Source organism: Aeoliella sp., assembly GCF_965227375.1.
GTDB lineage: Bacteria > Planctomycetota > Planctomycetia > Pirellulales > Lacipirellulaceae > Aeoliella.
In genome coordinates this window covers 496,032-515,170 of sequence record NZ_CBDDFX010000002.1, presented here as the reverse complement: position 1 = coordinate 515,170, position 19,139 = coordinate 496,032, and the positions used below count along the sequence as shown (strand labels likewise).

Here is a 19,139-nt window from a genome sequence, read left to right as displayed (position 1 = left end):
CGCAATCGTAACGCAGCGAGTTACGCATGGGCTGGCTGCGGAGTTCCCTTGAACTCTGCGTCCAGACGCGACACCAACGATGGCACATCCAACGGCTTGCGGAACCATCCGTCCCAGCTATGGCTGAGTGGTTCGTTCTGCGGATCGCGGGCCAAGCCAGTCACGGCGAACACTTTCAAGTGCTTCAGACGGTTGTCGGTCCGCAAGGTCAGTAGGGTTTCCAGTCCATCAGCGCCCGGCATCTCGATGTCCATCAACACGAAGTCCGGCAGTTTGTCCGCTTGTCGGAGCGCGTCGATGGCCACCAGGCCATCGGTGGCCACTTGTACGTCGAATCCATGCGACGCCAGCAAGTAGGCCATGAGCTGCCGCTCGTTCGGACTATCTTCGACCACCAACAGCCGAATCGGCCGTTCCGGATCGTGTGAGCCGTTAGCCGGAGTGGACGATTGCAGTGAGTGGTCGAGTTCGGAGTACTTGGCGAGCAACTGCTCGAGCGCGGCGTCCAACTGCACCGACTCGCCACGCTCGATGCGAACCTGCAGTGCCTGAATCTTCAAGTGCAGCAGATTCAGTTCGTTTCGCAACTGATGATCCAGCTGACGATCGGAGGGTCGCTCTAACTCGGCTTGGGTGTCCGCGTCGGCAAGTTCTTGCCTCACGACGTGAATCGACCGAGGCGCGTCGACTCCCAGTTTGACGAGTTGCCCTTTGACTTGAAGTACGTTGATTCGAATGCCCAGGTGCGGAAACAGAATTTGTTGCTCCGCTCGGCGAGATAGAACAAGCACGGCGAGAATCCCTCAATAGCGGCACCCCGACGAGCGCGCGGGTGCTGTCTTGCGATGCCAGTCCCAGCACCGCACTGGCTGCCGTCGGCTCCCTCCGTGGTGCTGACGCAGCGTTCGCCCCCGCTACGGTGCCGCTCAGGGCACTACTCGAGAGCTGGAGCTAAATCTATCGCCACCGGCGAAAGCGAACAACCCAGAAATGTGACTCCTTGAAGCAGTCGTGCTAGCATCCTTCGAAACAGCTGGCGACTTCCATCATTGCGTTTTTGACAACTGTGAACCGTCTTTCGTGCCGATTTACCACCGACCGACCAGTTGCAATCCATGGTTAATTTTGCGAACTCATAGGGAGAGGTTTGCTGGTCATCGATGGCAAACTCGCGCCCCCGGAACGCTCCCGTTCCCCGTTGCGTGGGCTGTCCCTTTGGTAGCCCATTGCTTCTGCTTCATCATGTTTCTGCGGGTAGTTCAACACGATTGGCGACTATTGCGGGTTGCTGCACTTTCCGCGTTGTTTGCTTGGAACGCTCGCTCGTCGCGGGAAACCGGACCTACAAGCTAATCAGGATAGACTCGTATGACTGGTTTGCATTCCTCGACGTGATTTGAGGCGGTGAGTATCATCGAAGTATGGGGCGCCTTCGCGTTGCTACGCTCGTAGCCGCGAACTTTGAGTATCTCTTCACCCCCCGGAATATGCCCGCTTGGTTTCGCGCCCCGGACGGACGAGAAAAGGCTTGAATCTATGCTTCGTAAGGAGACCGCTCGCGGCTCGCGCTCGCTTCGTTTTCAGACCCTTGAGGCACGTTGTGTACTCGACGCGTCGGCACTGCGGATCACCGAGATACTGGCCTCCAACGACACTACGCTTGCAGACTTCGAAGGCGACTATCCGGATTGGGTAGAACTCTACAATCCGTCCACGGCGACCGTTGACCTGCAAGGTCTCTATCTCACGGACGACGCCGAAGAATTGACGAAGTGGCAATTCCCCGCGGGAGCTTCCATCGGCCCGGGCGAGTTCAAGGTGGTGTTCGCTTCGGACAAGGACCTGATTGGGCCGAATGACGAACTGCACACGAGCTTCAAGCTCACTTCCGACGGCGAGTATCTTGCGATCGTCGACGTCGATGGCAGTACGGTAATCGACGCTTTTAGTCCCGAGTTCCCACCTCAGGTGGAGGACGTGTCGTACGGTCTGGCGATGACCAGTGAGACGACCACGCTCGTCGCCGAAGGCGCCACCGCCCGTGCGTGGCGGCCGACCAACGGGGGTAGCGATTCCACTTGGAAGGATGTCGGTTTCGACGACAGCGCTTTCGATATCGTGGGTCCGTCGGGCTTTGGCTATGAAGGCGGAACGGGCTTTCCTAGCTTCGAAGGTGAGTTCAACACGGCCGTCCCAGTCAGTACGTCGGCGCTCTATGTTCGGTTGCCGTTTGAATTGACTTCCGTCGCTGGAATCCAACAGCTGCAACTCAATTTGAAATACGACGATGGTTTTGTCGCCTACCTCAATGGGGTGCAGGTTGCTTCGGCCAACAGCCCCGCCAACCCCTCCTGGAATTCGACAGCCACATCCATACACGACGACTTCGATGCGATGGATTTTCAGGAGTTCAATGTCTCCTCGGCGATCTCGTCGCTCGTCGTCGGCGACAACGTGCTAGCGATTCACGCGCTCAATCAGTCGGCAGGTAGTTCTGACTTCTTGATCGTGCCAGAGCTAATCGCCAGCACGTCCGTTGTGGTTGAACCAAAAGCGGCAGGATACTTCGAAGTTCCCACGCCTGGCTTTGGTAATGGCGAGAGCTTCGCAGGGTTTGCCGCCGATACCACCTTTAGCGTGCCGCACGGTTTCTACGACACCACTCAGCATGTCGTGATCGAATCAGAAACGCCCGGCGCGATCATCGTCTACACCACCGATGGATCGACTCCCGCTGTGGATGAGAACCTCGTGCCGACCAACGGCCAGTTGTACAACTCCGCCATTCCGGTAAGCAGCACGACTACCCTGCGAGCGATGGCCTTCCAGCAGGACTACAAGCCATCGTTCGTGCAGTCGGCCAGTTATTTGTTCCTGGACGACATCGTCGATCAATCGCCAGCAGGCGAGGCCCCGGCTGGCTGGCCCAACTTTAACGTCAATGGCCAGTTGCTCAATTACGGCATCGATCCCGAGATCATCGCCATGTACGGCGAGCAAGCGGTGAAGGACTCGCTTACGTCGATTCCCACCATCACGTTGACCACCGACATCGAGAACCTCTTCGACAGCCAAACGGGTATCTACGTCAATGCGCTAAACCGGGGTAGAGAGTGGGAGCGGTTGGCTTCCGTCGAACTGGTCAATCCCGATGGCAGCGAGGGATTCTCCACCAACGCCGGTTTGAGGATTCGTGGTGGCTATCACCGCAACGATTTCAATCCCAAGCACGCGTTCCGCTTGTACTTCCGTAGCGACTACGGCGACGGCATACTCAACTATCCGCTGTTCGGCGAGGAAGGCGTTGATGAGTTCGATGTGCTCGACCTACGCACCGCGCAGAACTACTCGTGGGCTGCGTGGGGCGACAGCGTCAACGGGCTGCAGAACACCTACCTCCGCGAGGTGTTCTCTCGCGATACGCAGGCCGACATGGGGCAGCCGCATACTCGTAGTGGGTACTACCACCTCTATCTGAATGGGCAGTACTGGGGCTTGTTCATGACCCAGGAGAGGATCGAGGAGTACTTTGGCGAGAGCTACTTCGGCGGCGACAAGGAAGACTACGACGTGGTGAAGGCCGACTCCACCGAGGCCTACTCCACGGAGATCGCTAACGGCAACGACATCGCCTGGCGACAGCTCTTCGACTACGCGCAAGAGTTGGCCGACAACCCAACCAGTAGCGCCGATAACTACTGGGCCATGCAGGGGCTGAATAACGATGGCTCACGCAACGAGAACCTCGAAGTACTGCTGGATGTCGACAATCTGATCGACTACATGATGATCATCATCTACACCGGTGGTCACGACACAGGCATCTCCGCCTTTGTAGGGAACGATCGCGCGAACAACTGGTTTGGGATTCGCGACCGTGAGGACGCCGACCTGGGCTTCCAGTTCTTCCTGCACGACAATGAACACTCGCTGGGAACCGGCGAACTGACCGGTACGTTGCATGGCACGGCCGATATCGACCGGACAGGGCCGTTCTATACCGCCTTGGACGATGACTACGATTTCTTCAATCCGGTTTACCTCCATCAGGATCTGCTCGTTCACCCCGAGTACCGACAGCAATTTGTCGACCGCGTGCAAACGCTGATGTTCGACGACGGAGTGCTTACGCCCGACGCCAACATTGCACGCATGACCGAGCGTGTGGAGCAAGTCGAGTCGGCCATCATCGCCGAGTCCGCTCGCTGGGGTGACGCCAAGCGAACCACGCCATACAACAAGTCGGACTGGGATAACGAGGTCGAGTGGTTGCTTGAGACGTATTTCCCAAACCGTCACGCGGTGGTGGTCGATCAATTGCAGCAAGATGGTCTCTACGTGCCCGCGCCGACTTTCAGTCGCTTGGCGGGAACGGTGTCCTACGGTTCGTTGCTGACGATCGAGGGCAGCGTCGAAGGGGGCACCATCTACTACACCACCGACGGGATTACCGATCCACGGTTGATTGGCGGTGGAGTCAATCCATCACCCGAGGTGTCTGCAGGAAGTGGGCCGATCGTATTGACGGAGGATGCAACGGTCTGGGCGCGCGTGCGGGCCGCGGACGGAACTTGGTCGGGGCTCTCCGAAGTAGCGTTCGTGGTCGACGCCTTGCCGGGCGACTACGATCGCAACGGCGTCATCGACTCGCTCGACTACGAGGTGTGGAGGAGCACTTTCGGTTCCACTTCCGATTTGAGGGCGGATGGCAACAACGACGACGTCGTGAACCTCGCGGACTACACGGTCTGGCGAAACAACTTGGGCTACTATCTGGAAGTGGCTACCGCGGCGGCCGCGAGTCCTACCACGGTCACGGGATTTTCGACCACGCTATTGGTGCTGGGCGACGGCTCCAGCGGAGAACAGAACCTGTCATACACCTGGTATGCCACGGGGCCCGCCGAGGTGGTTTTCAGTTCCAATGGCAACAACGGCGCGAAGGACACGACCGCCACTTTCTCCGCAGCAGGCGAGTATCTGCTGACTGCTCTGGTCGAAGACCCGACCACCGGCATAGCGCAGTCGAGTGCCGTGCAGGTGCTGGTGGAACAAGTCGTGTCGGGTGTTTCCATCTACCCCTCCGACACCTTCATCGCCGCCGGCGCTACGATGCAGCTGTCGGTTTTCGAGGTCGACCAGTTCGGCAACCCCGTCGCCGAGGCTTCGAGTCCCACTTGGTCAATCACGAGCGGCGGTGGCAACGTTGACTCGATGGGACAGTTTACCGCGCCCGCATCGGGAACCTCGGTGACGGTCCGCGTCGAATCGCCCACCGGCAACGACGAAGCTTCCTTCGACGTGCTTTCGCCGACGTCCTGGTACGAAGCCGACTCCAACTCAGGGCAAACACTCATCGACTCTACGGGCGGTCAGCATGGAACTCTTATGGGGTCGTCTGGCTGGGCGTCGGGAGTCGACGGCAACGCCTTGCGGCTTACGGGTGGCCATGTGAACCTGCCGAACGGTGTTGTCAGCGGTTTGAATCAGGCGACCATCGCTACGTGGTTCTATCTCGACTCGGTCGATACGTGGTCGCGCGTATTCGACTTCGGCTCTGGAATCAATGTCAACATGTTCCTCACACCGCAGGCGGGCGGGTCCGGAGGTCCGTTGCGGTTCGCGATCAAGACCGCCAGCAGCGGCGCCGAGCAGCAACTCAACGGTCCTTCGCTTGCCTCAGGCCAATGGTATCATGTGGCGGTCACCCTCACCGGCAGCGGCGGCACCCTGTATCTCGACGGAGTGCCTATCGCTACCAATGACAGTATGTCGCTCACCCCGGCCGATATGGGATCGACCACGCAGAACTATCTGGGCGACTCCCAGTACGCCGCCGATCCTCCGCTACGCGGCAGGATCGACGACTTCCGCCTTTATGCCGAAGCACTGCCCGCTAAGCAAATTCTAAGCATCGTCCAAGCAACGCCCGCTGCGATCCAGGCGATATCTTCTGCCGCGATGGGGGCTCATGACTCAGCGTTTGCCCTGCTTGCCGAAGAAGATCAGTCGGAGTCGACCGCACCCATAGGGGAAACCACGTACCAGGAAGGCCCGGACGAGTCTTTGCTGCTTCTGCTCAGGTCCGCCCCAGCATCGGAGTCGGCGAGCGATCACGATAGCTACCTCCTCGGGCATTCCAATGATTCGCACGCCGAAGCAACGGATGTGACTCTCGCCGCGCTGCTCGGCGATCTCGAAAGCGACGAGCTCCTCTAGAAACAGTACCACGGCCGCTCAGTATATCCCCTAGTCCGCGCGTACATTGTACTTGTGCGTTGGCGACGAATGGGGTATTGGTAGTGTCGACAGCTTTGCCTGCTTCTACCATGGTCGTTCAAGAAAAAGGGGGAGGGTCGATGATCATCTGGGGTACAACGGGCCGGAATTCCCGAGTCGAGTCGGGGCTGTTCCACTGTCCGCGGTGTGGACGCGACAAGCCATTCGACGTCGTTAGTGTTAATCGCTGGTTCACCATCTACTTCATTCCGCTCATTCCCATGGGCGAGGCAGGGAGGTTTCTCGAGTGTCAGAATTGCTCGGGGACGTTTGACGAACGAGTCAAGCATCTGGACCCCGAGGTCGAAGATGCCAAGTTCCGTGCATCGTTTGAAGATGCGATGATGCGCTCGATGCTGGTCATGGCGCAAGCCGATGGCTCGGTGGATGAAGACGAACTGGAGGTTATCGCCGATATCATGACGCAGCTATCGGGCGTTGCACACGAGGTGGACGAAGTACGCGAAGTCCTGCGAACTTGCGGTCATCAAACGCTCAACCAGGTCCTCGCAGACGTTGCCGCGTCGCTCAACGAAGACGGCAGGGTCATGGTGCTGAGAGGCCTGTTCATGGTCGCCATGGCCGACGGGCATTTGGCGGACGATGAAGCCGCGACGCTCTACGAGGCCGGCAAGCAACTCGGCTTCCGCAAGAAGGCGATCAAGCAGCTATTGGACTCTGCGGAGAATTGACGTGTGGCAAGTCTGGCCAGCGCTGGTCGCAAACGCAGTGCTCGTGTTCGGTCCCGCAGTACTCCTTTCCGCCGGCCACGTGTTCGGGCAGCGCGGGTTCTGGATGGCGCTTTGCGGGCTCTCGCTGGTCTTGGCTGCGGAACTCATCGCCCAGTCGCCCCACAGGGCACTTACCGCCCGCAGTTCCGAAGCAGACCGTAGCGCTAAGCGACTGAATATCGTACAGGGAGCGTCGTTACTAGCGGTGCTTCAGTTCCTAGCCATGGTCGCAGCGCAAGACGCTCAGCAACCCCACCACGGTATGGAATTTCTGGGGCTCGTAGTGCTTGCCACTGCAGCCGCCCTGAGACTCTCCGCCATCCGCCAGCTTGGCCCCGGCTTCACCGATGGCTTTCAGCCAGCCACAGCGATCTCGCAAAGCGGCCCCTACCAGTATGTACGCCACCCCGCAGAGCTAGGACTGCTGTTGCTGCCGGTGGGCTTCGCGACCGTTCTCGGCGTATGGCCGTGGCTTGCCATCGTGTGGCCACCGCTCTTGCTCGTCTCCTGCCTCCGAATCTGGAACGAGGAACTTGGCTTGCGACAGTCTTCCGTGGTTCCCCGCTGCATTTACCGAGAGGGCTAGCGCCGCGGCAATGAAGAACCTTTTCTCCAAACTCCCCACAAGTCTGAACGAAGAACTCACGACCGTTCTCGCCGAGTCGCCCACGATTCGTATCGAGCGAATCGTCTCTACCGGGCAGTCGTCGCCTGAAGACTACTGGTACGATCAAACCGAAAACGAGTGGGTGGCCGTGCTGCAAGGCCAGGCGACTCTGCGATTCGAAGACGGCGAAGTGCTGCAAATGACGCCGGGCGACTTTGTGCTGATCCCAGCCCATCGCAAGCACCGCGTGGACTGGACGTCGCCGGAGGAACCAACCGTTTGGCTGGCGGTGTTCTACAGCGGCTGAATGTGAATCAAAAGAGCCCTCCGGCATTGCTACCGGAGGGCTCGATTTGCGAATCAGTACCCCGTAGGGGAGTCGTAACTCGTGCGACGTGTAGAGGTTTTTCGTCACTCCTGCCGTTTTGACTCACTTTTTGACTCAATTCTGCTGCCGGCTAGACCTGGGTTGAATCGAAATGACAGAGGGGCTAAATTGTCCGCCGTTCTGATCGTTCGCTGCACTTGGCTCTAGTCGTGACGCGGCATCGAATGTGATGAGCAGCCCGCCGTACTTGGCATTGTGCATGGCGGCGACGGGCAACCTTGGTTGGCGAAGCGTGTTCCCAGGACGCTCCCCAACAAGTTGGCCACGGTTGGAGTAAATATGGCACGTGGCCAGCGATGATCCGCTCTTGGCGACATCCCGTCGGTGGATCACATAGCCCCAGGATGGGCACCACTCTGCCGAGTCCAAGACGGCATGGGTAACTGTAGCGTTGTTAATCACAACGCCGGTTGGCCATGCCGTTTTTTCGTTGCTGGTCAACTGGTGGTAACACTGGAGCAACCATGCACACGACGATGACAACGGGATTGAAGAAGCTCTTTGACCGTAGCGAGGTTGCCCAGCGACTGGGCGTTTCTACTCGCTATCTGGACCGCAAAATCGCCGAGGGCAAGATCGACGTCGTGCGGTTCGGTGTCCGCGTGAAGATTCACGCGGATGAAGTAGAACGCGTCGAGCGCCAAGGGCTCAAGTAAGAACAAACCCTGGCCGAGAACATCGCCACGCGCTCGACCAGGGTTTCGCAAAGGAATGCGAGATGGATTCTACACGATCAGCCGATACCGGCCAACTGCCGTTGGACTTCGAGTCCGCGAAGCGGGAGCGTTACGTGCTACTCGACTCTGCCCTACGCCTAACCTCTGCCCCTGCCCACGTTTGGAGTCTGGTACGCACCATCGAAAGCGTGTGTGGCGAAACAGGCGTTCTGCGATGGAGCTACGCGGATATTGCAGAGAGGCACGGCTACAGCGTGTCGACCGCTCGACGAACCGTAGGTACGGCACTCAAGCTTGGATTGCTGACGAAGCGAGGGCGGTGCGTTGGACGACTTCAAACGGCCAACGAACTCTCAATCGACTGGGCCTCGGTTCGTCAAATCACTACCAATAGGGGGTGTGGTCAAGATGAACACCCCCCTGCTCATGTTGAACACCCCCCTGCTCATTCTGACCATGCCCCCCTGCTCAATATGAGCAGGGGGTATGGTCAGAATGAGCACCCAATAGAATCTTTAGATTCAAATAGAACCTCAACAACCTCAGACGCATGGGAGGAGGTGGAGGAGGAGGTTCGAAGAACGGGAGTAAAGCAGGTTTCGATCGCAGTGGGCGCTGCTCGATCGAACCAAGCTACCCCTGACGACGTCCGCGACGTCGTGGCCTGGTGGTTGGATCGCCGTGATGGGTTCAAGTTCCCAAAAGAGGAACTCTACTACCGCCTCCAAGTGTGCTCGCCCGATCTGCCGGCCAGCGAAGGTTGGCCCGACTTCCGCGAGGGCTACGAACCGCCCGAGGCTCGACAGGCCCGCGAGCAGGAACGCTACTGGCAATCGCTGGTCGACAAGTGGAAGCCGACGATCGACGGGTGGCCAGAGTCTACGAAACGCAAGTGGTGGAAGGACATCATTGGCGACTCACCCGAGTTGCGGGGCGATGGCGAGAGCATCTACCGGCGTATCTGCGAACGGCTCGAAGCCCGACAGGAGGCCACGGTATGAGCGCGAGACTGTACCCACCGCTGCCAACAGACGTCGAAACGTTCACTCGCGAGCATCACGACGCCGTGGCGCAGCTTGATCGGCCAACGGCCGAGAGACTGATCTACAAGCACCACCAAGGTGTGGCGCCCGCGATCCTACGGACCTGGCCAGAAGGCGAAAAGCCGCAAGGCATCGCATTGGCAACGCTGTTGGGCATCGTCGCCAGTAGAGCGGAGGCGAAATCACGATGGCAGTAGACCTCAAACCAAAACCGGCCGTTTGGCTTGGCGACGTCGCCAACATCGATGCTGCAGGCGAGGTGTTCCACGAATGGCACCCGTCCCTCGACGTGTTGCACTTGTCCGGCGCTCTGGACTTCGACAACCAGGTCGAGGCGGCCGAGCTGCTGGAGAGTTTCGCGCGGCCGGTGTTCGCTGTGTTCGATAGCCGGGCCCAGGCGTCGACCGGCTGGGAGCTGATTGTTCAGGCCGTCGACCAGGTGCGACACCACAAGCGGCTGCCGGTCGCGGTGCTGTTGCTCGATGGGCTTGGCCGCGGTCTCGAGTTGGCAGCGATGGCGGATGTTGCATTCGTACTGCCCACGTCGCGCGTCGGGCAGTACGGCGCTCGCCTCGAGTCGAGCCAGTTGGCCACCGGCTGGCGTTGGGATGGGCGCCGACCAACGCCTGGTCGCCATTGGAATGTGTCGCGCGAGCGGCTGACCTGGTTGCGCGATAACTCGCTCGGTGCCGAAGCCGCCGAGCATTTACTTGGCCTGCTGCCGGCCGACGATGCGGATCATGCGAAGGAAGTTTTTGGCGAAGTTGTACGGAGACACCCGAGACGATGAATCATCCACCACGACAATTTAAGCTCGCGGCGATTTTGTCCGGCCACGAAGCCCTGCTTTGGGACCCTGAGGCGAAGGTCGCCGCGCCAGATGATTCGCAAGGGCCGACAGCCGAGCTGGGCAAGGTGGCCCGAGCATCGATGTTCGGTGTGATCAACGGCAACTACTGCGAACGATTGCGGTCTTGGCTGCTGCACGTCGCCGCCAATGATCGATTCTCGTCTGTGCTGATCCTCATTAACTCACCCGGTGGCAACGCTGATGGCCTTATCGAGACAAGTGAAATCATGCGGCGGGTACGAAAGTCGAAGCCGATCACCGTGGTGGCAACTGGACTCTGTTGCTCGGCCGCTTTCTGGCTCGCCGCACAGTCGACAACCTTTATCGCGTGTCCCAGTGCTCTGCTGGGCTCGGTTGGTGTTCGCTCCACCCTGGTCGACTCAAGCAAGTTTTATGAATCGCTTGGCTTGAAGGTCATCCCGTTGGGGACCTCAACGAAAAAGATTGTCAACACGGAAGGTGTGCCAGTCTCTGACGATGCCATTGATTATTACCAGCAGTTGGTTGACGGCTGCATGCGGGACTTCCAACTCGACCTACTGAAGTCTGGCCGGTTCAACGACAAACAGGTAGCCGAGCTGTCGGACGCTAGTGTGTTTGACGCGGCCGAGGCGAAACGTCGTGGCGTAGTTGATCGTGTCGCGCTGCTCGAGGATGTATTCGGCGAACTCGACCACGGCACGGCGATTAGTAACGTGTCAACCGACCCCTATGGAGATCTCTACGGCGAGAAAGCCTACTCCAAATTCATGGAGTTGGCTCAGAGCGAATGGCCCGACGGAGAACTTCAATACGCGTCCGACCTCCGTTCGAGCCAGGTGGCTCGCATGCGGCGCAAGTACCCCAAGCTGACAGCTGCCATGGAGCCAATGACCTCGTTCGACGAGTGACACCAACCACCCGACCCACCAACAACCGGAAAAGGAATTCCAAATGCCCAAAACCAAGAAACCAGCAGAGCAGCTCGACCCGACGTCGATGGCGTCGACCACCAGCGCGAGCGACTCGGCTCGAGAAACGCCAGCGGCGGCTCCGGCCGCAGATCCTCCCGCCGTCAGTGGCGATGCGGGATCCGCGAGCCCCAGCCGTTTGCCGCCGGTGACCAGCGAAGCCACGGCGATTCTCGACAACGAACGCGCCAACATGCTGCTGATGGCCACTGCTTTCGAAAGCGTTATCGACGACCTGGCTGATCGACACGACGAGGCTGCAATCGCCAACCTGGTTGTGCGACCGGAGGAGTGGGCGTTGCTTCGCTCTGCCGGCCCAACAGAATCGGACGGTACGCCAGCGATTCGCACCCGCCACGACCTGCTGCGCCAGCTAGAACGCCGCCTTGCCACCAGGCGCATGCTGGACGACTTAGGCGGCCATTGGCCTGCTGTGTTGGAAGCTGCCCAGGAGCGGCTTGCAGAGGCTTCGGAGGTGCTCACCCACACCCGGGCCGATTTGCAGGACCTGGAGGTCGAAGCGGTAGAAGAACCAGCGCTCGAGGCTCAGTTGCGCGTGCTAACTCGGCGACTTGCCGAGCTGCGAAAGCGCCAATCTCTCGCGGCGAGCGAGGTTGCTCGGCTGCAAAGCTTGCACACCACGTTGTGCACGTTGGCTCCGCCCATCCTTCGACAGATCGTCGAACAGCGTACACAGGACCTGGGAGTCGCAGCTGCGCAGGCTGAAGCGGACCAACTCGAGCGCACGATCGCCGAGCATCGAAAGTGGCTCGATAGATCCAGCTATCTATCGCTTCGGCGATGGACGGAGCCGTACCAGAGTCACGTGATCGTCTGGCAATTCGTTGAGAACAAATGCCCCGAAGCTCTTGATCAATCGCACGGCACCACACGCGGCGACCGTTCGTTGCGGGCGAAGGTGTGGCACGCTTGGCTTGATGAACTCGAGGACGACCTGCCGAACAAAGAGCAGCAGCTCGAAGGATTGCGGGCCGATACGGCCGCGCTGTTGGACAAAGCGCGTGCACCGTTGCATGCCTGGATGAATGCGAAGCGGCTGGAGCTCGACATGCTGCAACCGACCGACTGAATTCTGCCGCCAGCGCGTGTTGGTGGATCACCTGTGTTTACTTTAGGAGACTTACTATGGCGAAGAACGCCAGCCAAACCACCGGCAAGAGTGGCAGCGAGGTTACCGAGGAGCAAGTCCGGGCCGAGATGCGAGACTTGATGCGACACGAGGGCTGCAGCCGTCGAGAAGCAATGTACCGCATGAAGAAGCGGTACCCTGAGGCCAGGGCGATGTTTAAGGTGGGACGACCGCTGCCAGAGTAGTTCATGGGCTGCCGTGTGGCGGCGGGGTCCAGCCTATTAGTGCAGGTCGTCCCCCGTCGCCCGCGGCTTCCCCTCCGACTTTCAATAAGGACTTGAGACATGCGAGCAGAATTGATTAGTGAATCGGTCCGGCACTTTCCCGTGTCTGCGAAGGTGCCACGGAACCGACTGGTGCGTCTATCGAGTGGCGAGCCGGTGCTGGCCGGTGCGACTGACGAGGATGTGATCGGCGCGGGACAAGGTTGGAACACAAGTGCACCTTACGGCAGGGTAGCAATGCGATCAGCGAGCAGTAGCTACCTAGTTGAAGCCAGCGGCGAGGTGACCGAGGGCGTGGTGTACCAAGCTGCAAATGGCATGGTGGCATCGTCGGGCACGGTGGTCGCTGGAGTTGCGCTCGAGGGTGGGACCGACGAACCTGTCCAGGTCATGCCCCTGTAGCGGCAGGCGACGGCCTAGGGGCACCCCCACCCCCCGGAGGGTTAGGTTCTTCCCCTGGGGGCCGCCCCACAGTGGGCTTCGCCCGCAATCGCCGCAGATTTATCCACGTTTTGCTGCCAAAGTAAGTAACTCACGGAGCGCGCACGTGCCCGACCGACCGACCCCCAAGCAGACCGCCCGCCAGCGCGAAAAGCAGGCGTTGCAGCACTACGGTGAGCGGTACGCGCGAAACTGCCCGAAGCACCACTTTACCGAAGCGGTTGGCATCCACCGTCGCGTGGCGATCGATCAGAGCCGCCGGTTCGGCTTGGCGTACCACACCAGCGGTAAGACGGTCGACCTGTTCGCCATGCTTCGCGGGTTTCACCAGTGGGCGCTACGGCACAAGGCCGCGATCCTTCAGGTGTTTCAGTCTCGCGATGCCGCGGACCAGCACGACGAGAACGACACGCTCGAGTTCTGGCAACGTCAACTCACCAAAGAGCGAGCGTTGAAGGAACGCGATGGACGGCTCGATCGCCATGGTGATAACGTGCCGCGCGAAGTTGTCCACGTGCTGCTGCAAGAGTTCTATGTCGAACCCCACACTCGGCGACTCGACCAACTGTCACGGCGGGAGGACACGATCTCACCCGAAGAGCTCGCGAGTTGGTACCGCGAAGACCTCAAAGCGTTTCAGCAAGCGATGGAATCGCTGGTGGCTGATGACTATGACCAAACCCAATCGAAGGAACGACAATGAGCAACTTTCTGTATTTCAAATCAGGCGACACCCGTAAGGTCGTAACCAAGGATGACGTCGCCGAGCTGGGCCTCGAGTACGCTCTCGGCGCGTCGATCGAGAATCGCGAAGTGACCGCCGGTCCCGGTGGTCAAAAGGGCGTGGTATTCTGCGACTCATTGCGGTCCGACAGACCAGCCGGCTACTTCCCGGACAAGCAGACCTGGCGTGAAATGCCAGCCCGCGACGGGCGCCCGCCCCTCTACATCGGCTATTGGAACGACGCGAAGCCGACACCCGAGTCGCTGGCGCGCGAAGGCAGGCTGAAGTCGGTGCCAGTCATCATGGCCGACGATCAGCCCTGGCGAATTCCAATCGTGCGCCAGTTCAATGAAGAGACTGGAGAGTACGAGTCGAAGCTGCCGGCGTACCTCGACTACGACGAGCATGGCAACGCGGTTCGAGGTCGAACACTCGATTGCTACCAATCGCTCTGGGACCTGACCGCGCCAGTGGTGGAACCCGACTTTGGAACCGGCGATCCGAATGAGGATGAGCTGAAGCTCTTTACCGCGGCCGTGGCGCTGCTGCAGGCCAACTACGCTGTTGCACTGCCAGAGCTCGCGATACTGGGTGTGCTCGCTGCGGACGACTCGATTGTTGCCGCCATACAAATTCACTGCCGCTACGATCAACTCTTGCGACTGACGCAACAAGACTCCGGAGAGTAACATGAGCGCACAATTCGAACTCCGCGGCAAAAGTGCTGGCGTGGTGAAGGCTGTTCGCGATTTGAACACGGCCCTGGACACGAGCGAGAAGTCCTTCAAGGACAACGCCAAGGCGGCCGACGCCATGTCGCGCGCTGCGGAGCGCATCGTTAAGCAAACTGAAGGGGCCCAGGCCAGGTACAATCGCAAGCTCGAGGAAACCAACAAGCTGCTAAAGCAAGGTGCACTCAGCCAAGAGCAAGCCGCGCGAGCCACGGCCTACTACCAGCGGAAACTACACGATGCAGGGACCGCCAGCGAGGGCGCGTTCGGTAGTGGGATGATCACGAAAATCGGTGCGATGGTGGGCGGCGTTGCGGCTCTGCATCGTGTTTGGAGCCTGGCAGTTGAACTTGTCCGCGAGTATCGCGCTGAAGTCGAAGCCTCGGCCCAGAAGCAAGTGACCGGCGTCAACGCCAAAGCCAAACTGGTGCAACTCGCTGGTGCGGACACGAAGAAACGAGATCAGCTATTTCGCTCGTCCGACCTGACTTTCATCGAAGGATTTATTGCCAACGAGGAGGCGTCCCAGCGGTTAACGTTCGAGCTCGATAGTGGCGGCGTCCTCAAGGATCGAGCGTTCTTTTCAAAACTCTCCCTGATCGATGATGCTGCGACGCTTGCCAAATCGACGGCTCTAACCCGCGCCGGTTTCGCTGGTGGGGATGACGTTGGCACCAGTCGGGAGCTGGTGTCGAAGGCGATCGCCGGTGCGCTACCCGCCACCGGCGTTTCGCCCGCCCAGATTGCTGAGGGCGTTTCAACAGTCGCCCCGTTGGCGAAGAAATTCGGGTTGAGCGACGAAGATGTCCATGCTGGTGTTTCTCGTATCGCACAGACGCTTGGCAGCGGTACCGAAGCCGGCAACGCCATGCGACGCTTGCTCAGCGCGCTGGCTCGTCAGGGTGTTGCGGATGACCTTCAGGGGCAGGGCCTCGAGGGGGTTATCAACTTCGTCAAAGAGCAGGAACTCAGCAAAGCCGGCCTCACCAAGTACCTCGGATCAGTCGAAGCGGCTGGCGCTTACGACGTACTCTCCGACACCGGCGCGTTTCGAACACGCCTGAGCGAGATCAACGCTGCTCAGCAAAACAACCTTGCAGGTCAGACCATTCGCAACGCCGTCGAAGATCCCGAGATCGCCGCCGCGATCTACCGACGCCGAGGCGAAGCGGTCAAGGAACTCTCTGCTCGCCCCCAGGGCATTCGGGAGAATCTATCCGAAGGTCAGCAGGCGCTCGACCGCGGACTCGGTAGAACGGAGGGTGTGCCGGAGTGGTTGATGGCCACTGGCGACTTCGTGCTTGACACATACCAGGCTTGGTGGGGGCCAAACGTCGATTTCCGTTCGCGGCGGGGCGCGTCGCCCGACGCGCTGCTGCAGGAGCAAAACGAGAACCTCCGCAAGCTGATCGAACTACAACAGGAAGCCAACGAACTTCAGAAGGGCAAGGCGGGGTTTGGTGCCATGGAGAGATTTGAAGGCGATCAAATGCCCATGCCTGCCGGCCGACTTCAGCAGGAACTGCAAAGAATGGTCTTGGATTCAGATTCACGCATGCCGGAGTAACCCGTGACCACCGACCAACATATCCGCAAGCTGATCACCGGAATGTACCAGGATGATTGGCGGACCGACCTGCCGATCAGCGACCTAGCCGAGAAGTTGATCGACCTTGCGATCGACGGCATGGTCGAAGGGCACATCGAACCCGACCAGGTCATGGCGTGCCGAACCCGCGGCGAGTTCTACGAGCTGATTCGGCAGTTGCCCGAGCTCGCGCTCCACGCCACGCCCGGCGAGCTGTCCCTCGAAGAACTGCAAGAGGGCCGCAACCTGGTTGATCGCACGGTGCAGATCTTCGACCAGCAGATTGCGGAGCTGGAGGCCGAGTTGGACCGTCGACCACCGACGTAGCCGGCGAGTACTCGAGCCACGCCGGCGACGATGGGGCGAGACGATGAGTCTATCACTCATAGACTCATATTGAAGGCGCCAGGGCGAGCAAATCAACCACAGTCTCAGAAGGTGGAAAACGTTCCACCTATTGAAAATTCAAGGTCCTGCAGGACCGCCACCAGCGGCGGGCACACTTGTGAAAAGTTTTCACAAGTGTCGGCTGATGATCCAGGAGACCACGGCGCCCGTGGCGGTGGGATCCACGAACTTGACCATGGAGGGCAATGCGATGCCGACGAAAGTGAGGGAGTTGCCGATTCCCAGCCCAGCGGACCGGGCGAAATTCTGGGCGAAGGTCTCAGTTGTTGGAGAGTGCTGGGAGTGGCAAGGCGCACGCATCAATTCCGGGTATGGCATTTTCTACTACCAGGGTCGCAGCTACCTGGCCCACCGCGTCGCTAAGGCGATGTCCAGCGAGGGACAAGTCACGACGGGCCTCTCTGTGTGCCACCGCTGCGACAACCCTCTCTGCGTTCGACCTTCGCACCTATTCGCTGGCAGCCACGCAGCGAACATGGCCGACAAAGGCAAGAAGCGTCGGTGCAACTCGCCCAAAGGGACCGCCCAGCCACAAGCTAAGATCACCGAGGCGGATGTCCCACTGATCCATGAGCTTAGGCGACAGGGTATGACGACTCGCCAGCTATCCGAGCGATTCGGGCTCAACGTCAGGAACATACAGCTAATCCTGGCTGGCAAGTGCTGGAAGCACGCCCAGCCGAGCGAGTGCTAGCTGTGGGAGTGGGAATCGGGTTGAAATCCGCGGCCTGACGGGTAAGATTGTAGGTGCTAAACCCGTCGACCGCGGACAACCCGCGAGCGGCAAAGAGGACCGAAGACAAATGCTAAATTCTCCGAAGAAATCAGAGCGCCGGTGTGCGCAGGTTTGTGGTACCCGTAAGGGCCACGGGTGGCTCTTCGGCCGCCTAGCAAAGCCTTCGCACATCGGCGCTTTCTTTGCCCCCTCGCCATTGCCAACGTGTCACCCGGCATCTCTGAGGGGCAGGAAAGGGACTGGCCAAGTATGGCTACCGTCACACCTACGCGACGAAGTGGAACCTCCCGCAATTTCAACAACCCCGCGGAGCTGCGCGACTACGTGCTCGAGCACGACGCCTGGCACCTGCTGAAGTGGACCGACAACGTCGAACCGCTCAGCGACGAGGACCGCTGGGCCGCCTCTGAGGAGAAAGGGGGTGAATCTTGAGTACGACCCCCGAGCAAGTGCGAAAGATGCATCGCCTCCGCTACGGCGACCTCGAGTCGGTGATGAAGCGATCGAAGTACGACCACGAATGCGGCGACTTGTCTGCCGCGATCGGTGGCTACATCGAAGCGTTGGGCCAATGGCTCCGCCTGAAGTTCGTTGAGCGCGCAGGCATCTCGCCCTGCAGCGTGGTGAAGGACCCGATGGTTTTGGTCGACCGGCTACACGCAGTCGACTTCCTCGAGCCCTACGAGAGTCGCTTGATTCGGGCGGCGCTCATGGCTGTGGGCGATCCGTCGTGGAGAGCGGCCGACATCCTCCGCGCGTTGGTAACCACGTTGCTGCTCGACCGCATCAACATCGACGATCCCAACGTTGCAGAGTTGGTCCGGCGAGAGAAGCACGTGAAACCGCTGTGCATCCACTGCGGCCAGCGACAGAGCAAGTTGCCCTGCCGCCAGTGCGAACGCGACCGCAAACGCGGTATGGCTGCGAAAGGAGGTGCCCCGTGCTAACCCTCCAGGAAGTCCGACAGGTCGAAGCTCTGCTCGCCGCTGGCGTCAGTAGCCGCAAGGTTGCCCGCCGAATGCGCGTGAGTTGCTTCAGCGTGCAGCGCATTCGCAGCGGCAGGCACCCACAGCAACTGCGACCGCGAGAACCCGACAAGGTCACGCCGATAGTGGCGAAACCTAAGCCCGAAGTGGCCAAGGTGCCACCACCGAAACTGAAGGTCACGCCGGCGAAGAGGCCGCCCATCAAGCCGCCTCACTCTCGGTCTGATCACGGCGCGTATCTGCCGAGCCCGGAGGAAATCGTCGCCAAGTGCGAGGAATTCCGGCGACGCAATCCGCGCAGGGCGGTGCCGCGGTATCGGTTCCCGGTGCTTAGTCAACTGTAACCATCACCACCCGCCGGCCGCACCGTCGCGGCCGGCGCGGCTTCTCACAAACGGCAAGACCCATGACCCAAATCACTATCAACATCGAACCGGCCGAACACGCCCGACTCCGACGCCTCGCCGCGTATGCCGGTCTCGGCCGGCCGGAAGTTTTGCTCGAGCGCTTGCTCGACCACACCGACCAGGCGATCACCCGGCCCGGCGCGTGGGAGCGCGACTGGCTGGCCCAAGTGGTCGGACCTGGCCCGCTCGCCGCGTGCGACGAGCAAACTGCCGAATAGG

22 protein-coding genes are annotated in these 19,139 nt (G+C 60.0%); 21 read left to right on the top strand and 1 reads right to left on the bottom strand.

What is annotated here, in order from left to right; translation table 11 throughout:
* Positions 1–20 precede the first annotated feature (20 nt).
* Positions 21–791 (bottom strand): response regulator, encoded by a 771-nt coding sequence (locus tag ACQK2L_RS15165; protein WP_425397867.1) that lies wholly within the window; start codon positions 789–791, stop codon positions 21–23.
* Positions 792–1,536: 745 nt separating this feature from the next.
* On the opposite strand from ACQK2L_RS15165, the gene ACQK2L_RS15160 reads away from it, so the two are divergent.
* The 21 genes from ACQK2L_RS15160 (at position 1,537) to ACQK2L_RS15060 (ending at position 19,138) form a co-directional block, all read left to right on the top strand.
* Entirely contained in the window at positions 1,537–6,219 is a 4,683-nt protein-coding gene (locus ACQK2L_RS15160) for a LamG-like jellyroll fold domain-containing protein (RefSeq protein WP_425397866.1), read from the top strand.
* Between the two features lie 110 nt (positions 6,220–6,329).
* Complete coding sequence (locus ACQK2L_RS15155) at positions 6,330–6,971, top strand: TerB family tellurite resistance protein (protein ID WP_425397865.1); 642 nt, start codon at positions 6,330–6,332, stop codon at positions 6,969–6,971.
* 1 nt (position 6,972) lies between these two features.
* Positions 6,973–7,596 carry a methyltransferase family protein gene (locus ACQK2L_RS15150; protein WP_425397864.1) on the top strand — a complete coding sequence of 208 codons (624 nt, stop codon included), beginning with the start codon at positions 6,973–6,975 and terminating at the stop codon, positions 7,594–7,596.
* 10 nt (positions 7,597–7,606) lie between these two features.
* Positions 7,607–7,924 (top strand): cupin domain-containing protein, encoded by a 318-nt coding sequence (locus tag ACQK2L_RS15145; protein ID WP_425397863.1) that lies wholly within the window; start codon positions 7,607–7,609, stop codon positions 7,922–7,924.
* Between the two features lie 545 nt (positions 7,925–8,469).
* Positions 8,470–8,661: a helix-turn-helix transcriptional regulator gene (locus ACQK2L_RS15140; RefSeq protein ID WP_425397862.1), complete on the top strand. Its 192-nt coding sequence runs from the start codon at positions 8,470–8,472 to the stop codon at positions 8,659–8,661.
* A 629-nt stretch (positions 8,662–9,290) separates the two neighbouring features.
* Positions 9,291–9,683, top strand: coding sequence for a hypothetical protein (locus ACQK2L_RS15135; protein WP_425397861.1), 393 nt, complete (start codon positions 9,291–9,293; stop codon positions 9,681–9,683).
* Positions 9,680–9,922 (top strand): hypothetical protein, encoded by a 243-nt coding sequence (locus ACQK2L_RS15130; RefSeq protein WP_425397860.1) that lies wholly within the window; start codon positions 9,680–9,682, stop codon positions 9,920–9,922. The genes ACQK2L_RS15135 and ACQK2L_RS15130 overlap by 4 nt, the downstream gene beginning before the upstream one ends.
* Positions 9,913–10,515: a hypothetical protein gene (locus tag ACQK2L_RS15125; protein ID WP_425397859.1), complete on the top strand. Its 603-nt coding sequence runs from the start codon at positions 9,913–9,915 to the stop codon at positions 10,513–10,515. Before ACQK2L_RS15130 ends, ACQK2L_RS15125 begins: the two co-directional genes overlap by 10 nt.
* The gene (locus ACQK2L_RS15120; RefSeq protein WP_425397479.1) at positions 10,512–11,465 is read left to right on the top strand and encodes a S49 family peptidase; all 954 of its coding nucleotides are present in this window, start codon (positions 10,512–10,514) and stop codon (positions 11,463–11,465) included. The genes ACQK2L_RS15125 and ACQK2L_RS15120 overlap by 4 nt, the downstream gene beginning before the upstream one ends.
* Before the next feature lie 43 nt (positions 11,466–11,508).
* A complete protein-coding gene (locus ACQK2L_RS15115; protein ID WP_425397480.1) occupies positions 11,509–12,615 on the top strand; it encodes a hypothetical protein in 1,107 nt (368 codons plus the stop codon).
* A gap of 56 nt (positions 12,616–12,671) precedes the next feature.
* Entirely contained in the window at positions 12,672–12,860 is a 189-nt protein-coding gene (locus ACQK2L_RS15110; protein WP_425397481.1) for a hypothetical protein, read from the top strand.
* A 99-nt stretch (positions 12,861–12,959) separates the two neighbouring features.
* On the top strand, positions 12,960–13,301 hold the full coding sequence (locus ACQK2L_RS15105) for a hypothetical protein (protein WP_425397482.1): 342 nt from the start codon (positions 12,960–12,962) through the stop codon (positions 13,299–13,301).
* Positions 13,302–13,446: 145 nt separating this feature from the next.
* Positions 13,447–14,043, top strand: a complete 597-nt coding sequence (locus tag ACQK2L_RS15100) for a hypothetical protein (RefSeq protein ID WP_425397858.1) — start codon at positions 13,447–13,449, stop codon at positions 14,041–14,043.
* Positions 14,040–14,753 carry a hypothetical protein gene (locus tag ACQK2L_RS15095; RefSeq protein ID WP_425397857.1) on the top strand — a complete coding sequence of 238 codons (714 nt, stop codon included), beginning with the start codon at positions 14,040–14,042 and terminating at the stop codon, positions 14,751–14,753. Before ACQK2L_RS15100 ends, ACQK2L_RS15095 begins: the two co-directional genes overlap by 4 nt.
* Before the next feature lies 1 nt (position 14,754).
* On the top strand, positions 14,755–16,362 hold the full coding sequence (locus tag ACQK2L_RS15090) for a hypothetical protein (protein WP_425397856.1): 1,608 nt from the start codon (positions 14,755–14,757) through the stop codon (positions 16,360–16,362).
* Positions 16,363–16,365: 3 nt separating this feature from the next.
* Positions 16,366–16,710, top strand: coding sequence for a hypothetical protein (locus ACQK2L_RS15085; RefSeq protein ID WP_425397855.1), 345 nt, complete (start codon positions 16,366–16,368; stop codon positions 16,708–16,710).
* A gap of 271 nt (positions 16,711–16,981) precedes the next feature.
* A complete protein-coding gene (locus ACQK2L_RS15080) occupies positions 16,982–17,485 on the top strand; it encodes an HNH endonuclease signature motif containing protein (RefSeq protein ID WP_425397854.1) in 504 nt (167 codons plus the stop codon).
* Positions 17,486–17,776: 291 nt separating this feature from the next.
* Positions 17,777–17,959 (top strand): hypothetical protein, encoded by a 183-nt coding sequence (locus tag ACQK2L_RS15075; RefSeq protein WP_425397853.1) that lies wholly within the window; start codon positions 17,777–17,779, stop codon positions 17,957–17,959.
* On the top strand, positions 17,956–18,474 hold the full coding sequence (locus ACQK2L_RS15070; RefSeq protein ID WP_425397852.1) for a hypothetical protein: 519 nt from the start codon (positions 17,956–17,958) through the stop codon (positions 18,472–18,474). The genes ACQK2L_RS15075 and ACQK2L_RS15070 overlap by 4 nt, the downstream gene beginning before the upstream one ends.
* Complete coding sequence (locus ACQK2L_RS15065; RefSeq protein ID WP_425397851.1) at positions 18,468–18,857, top strand: helix-turn-helix domain-containing protein; 390 nt, start codon at positions 18,468–18,470, stop codon at positions 18,855–18,857. The genes ACQK2L_RS15070 and ACQK2L_RS15065 overlap by 7 nt, the downstream gene beginning before the upstream one ends.
* Positions 18,858–18,919: 62 nt before the next feature.
* Positions 18,920–19,138 carry a hypothetical protein gene (locus ACQK2L_RS15060; RefSeq protein ID WP_425397850.1) on the top strand — a complete coding sequence of 73 codons (219 nt, stop codon included), beginning with the start codon at positions 18,920–18,922 and terminating at the stop codon, positions 19,136–19,138.
* Position 19,139 lies beyond the last annotated feature (1 nt).

Coding starts and splice junctions, on each gene's coding strand:
- ACQK2L_RS15140 (WP_425397862.1), top strand. CDS start 8,470: ATGCACACGACGATGACAACGGGATTGAAGAAGCTCTTTGACCGTAGC.
- ACQK2L_RS15080 (WP_425397854.1), top strand. CDS start 16,982: ATGCCGACGAAAGTGAGGGAGTTGCCGATTCCCAGCCCAGCGGACCGG.
- ACQK2L_RS15115 (WP_425397480.1), top strand. CDS start 11,509: ATGCCCAAAACCAAGAAACCAGCAGAGCAGCTCGACCCGACGTCGATG.
- ACQK2L_RS15090 (WP_425397856.1), top strand. CDS start 14,755: ATGAGCGCACAATTCGAACTCCGCGGCAAAAGTGCTGGCGTGGTGAAG.
- ACQK2L_RS15130 (WP_425397860.1), top strand. CDS start 9,680: ATGAGCGCGAGACTGTACCCACCGCTGCCAACAGACGTCGAAACGTTC.
- ACQK2L_RS15155 (WP_425397865.1), top strand. CDS start 6,330: ATGGTCGTTCAAGAAAAAGGGGGAGGGTCGATGATCATCTGGGGTACA.
- ACQK2L_RS15160 (WP_425397866.1), top strand. CDS start 1,537: ATGCTTCGTAAGGAGACCGCTCGCGGCTCGCGCTCGCTTCGTTTTCAG.
- ACQK2L_RS15110 (WP_425397481.1), top strand. CDS start 12,672: ATGGCGAAGAACGCCAGCCAAACCACCGGCAAGAGTGGCAGCGAGGTT.
- ACQK2L_RS15145 (WP_425397863.1), top strand. CDS start 7,607: ATGAAGAACCTTTTCTCCAAACTCCCCACAAGTCTGAACGAAGAACTC.
- ACQK2L_RS15095 (WP_425397857.1), top strand. CDS start 14,040: ATGAGCAACTTTCTGTATTTCAAATCAGGCGACACCCGTAAGGTCGTA.
- ACQK2L_RS15120 (WP_425397479.1), top strand. CDS start 10,512: ATGAATCATCCACCACGACAATTTAAGCTCGCGGCGATTTTGTCCGGC.
- ACQK2L_RS15105 (WP_425397482.1), top strand. CDS start 12,960: ATGCGAGCAGAATTGATTAGTGAATCGGTCCGGCACTTTCCCGTGTCT.
- ACQK2L_RS15075 (WP_425397853.1), top strand. CDS start 17,777: ATGGCTACCGTCACACCTACGCGACGAAGTGGAACCTCCCGCAATTTC.
- ACQK2L_RS15125 (WP_425397859.1), top strand. CDS start 9,913: ATGGCAGTAGACCTCAAACCAAAACCGGCCGTTTGGCTTGGCGACGTC.
- ACQK2L_RS15060 (WP_425397850.1), top strand. CDS start 18,920: ATGACCCAAATCACTATCAACATCGAACCGGCCGAACACGCCCGACTC.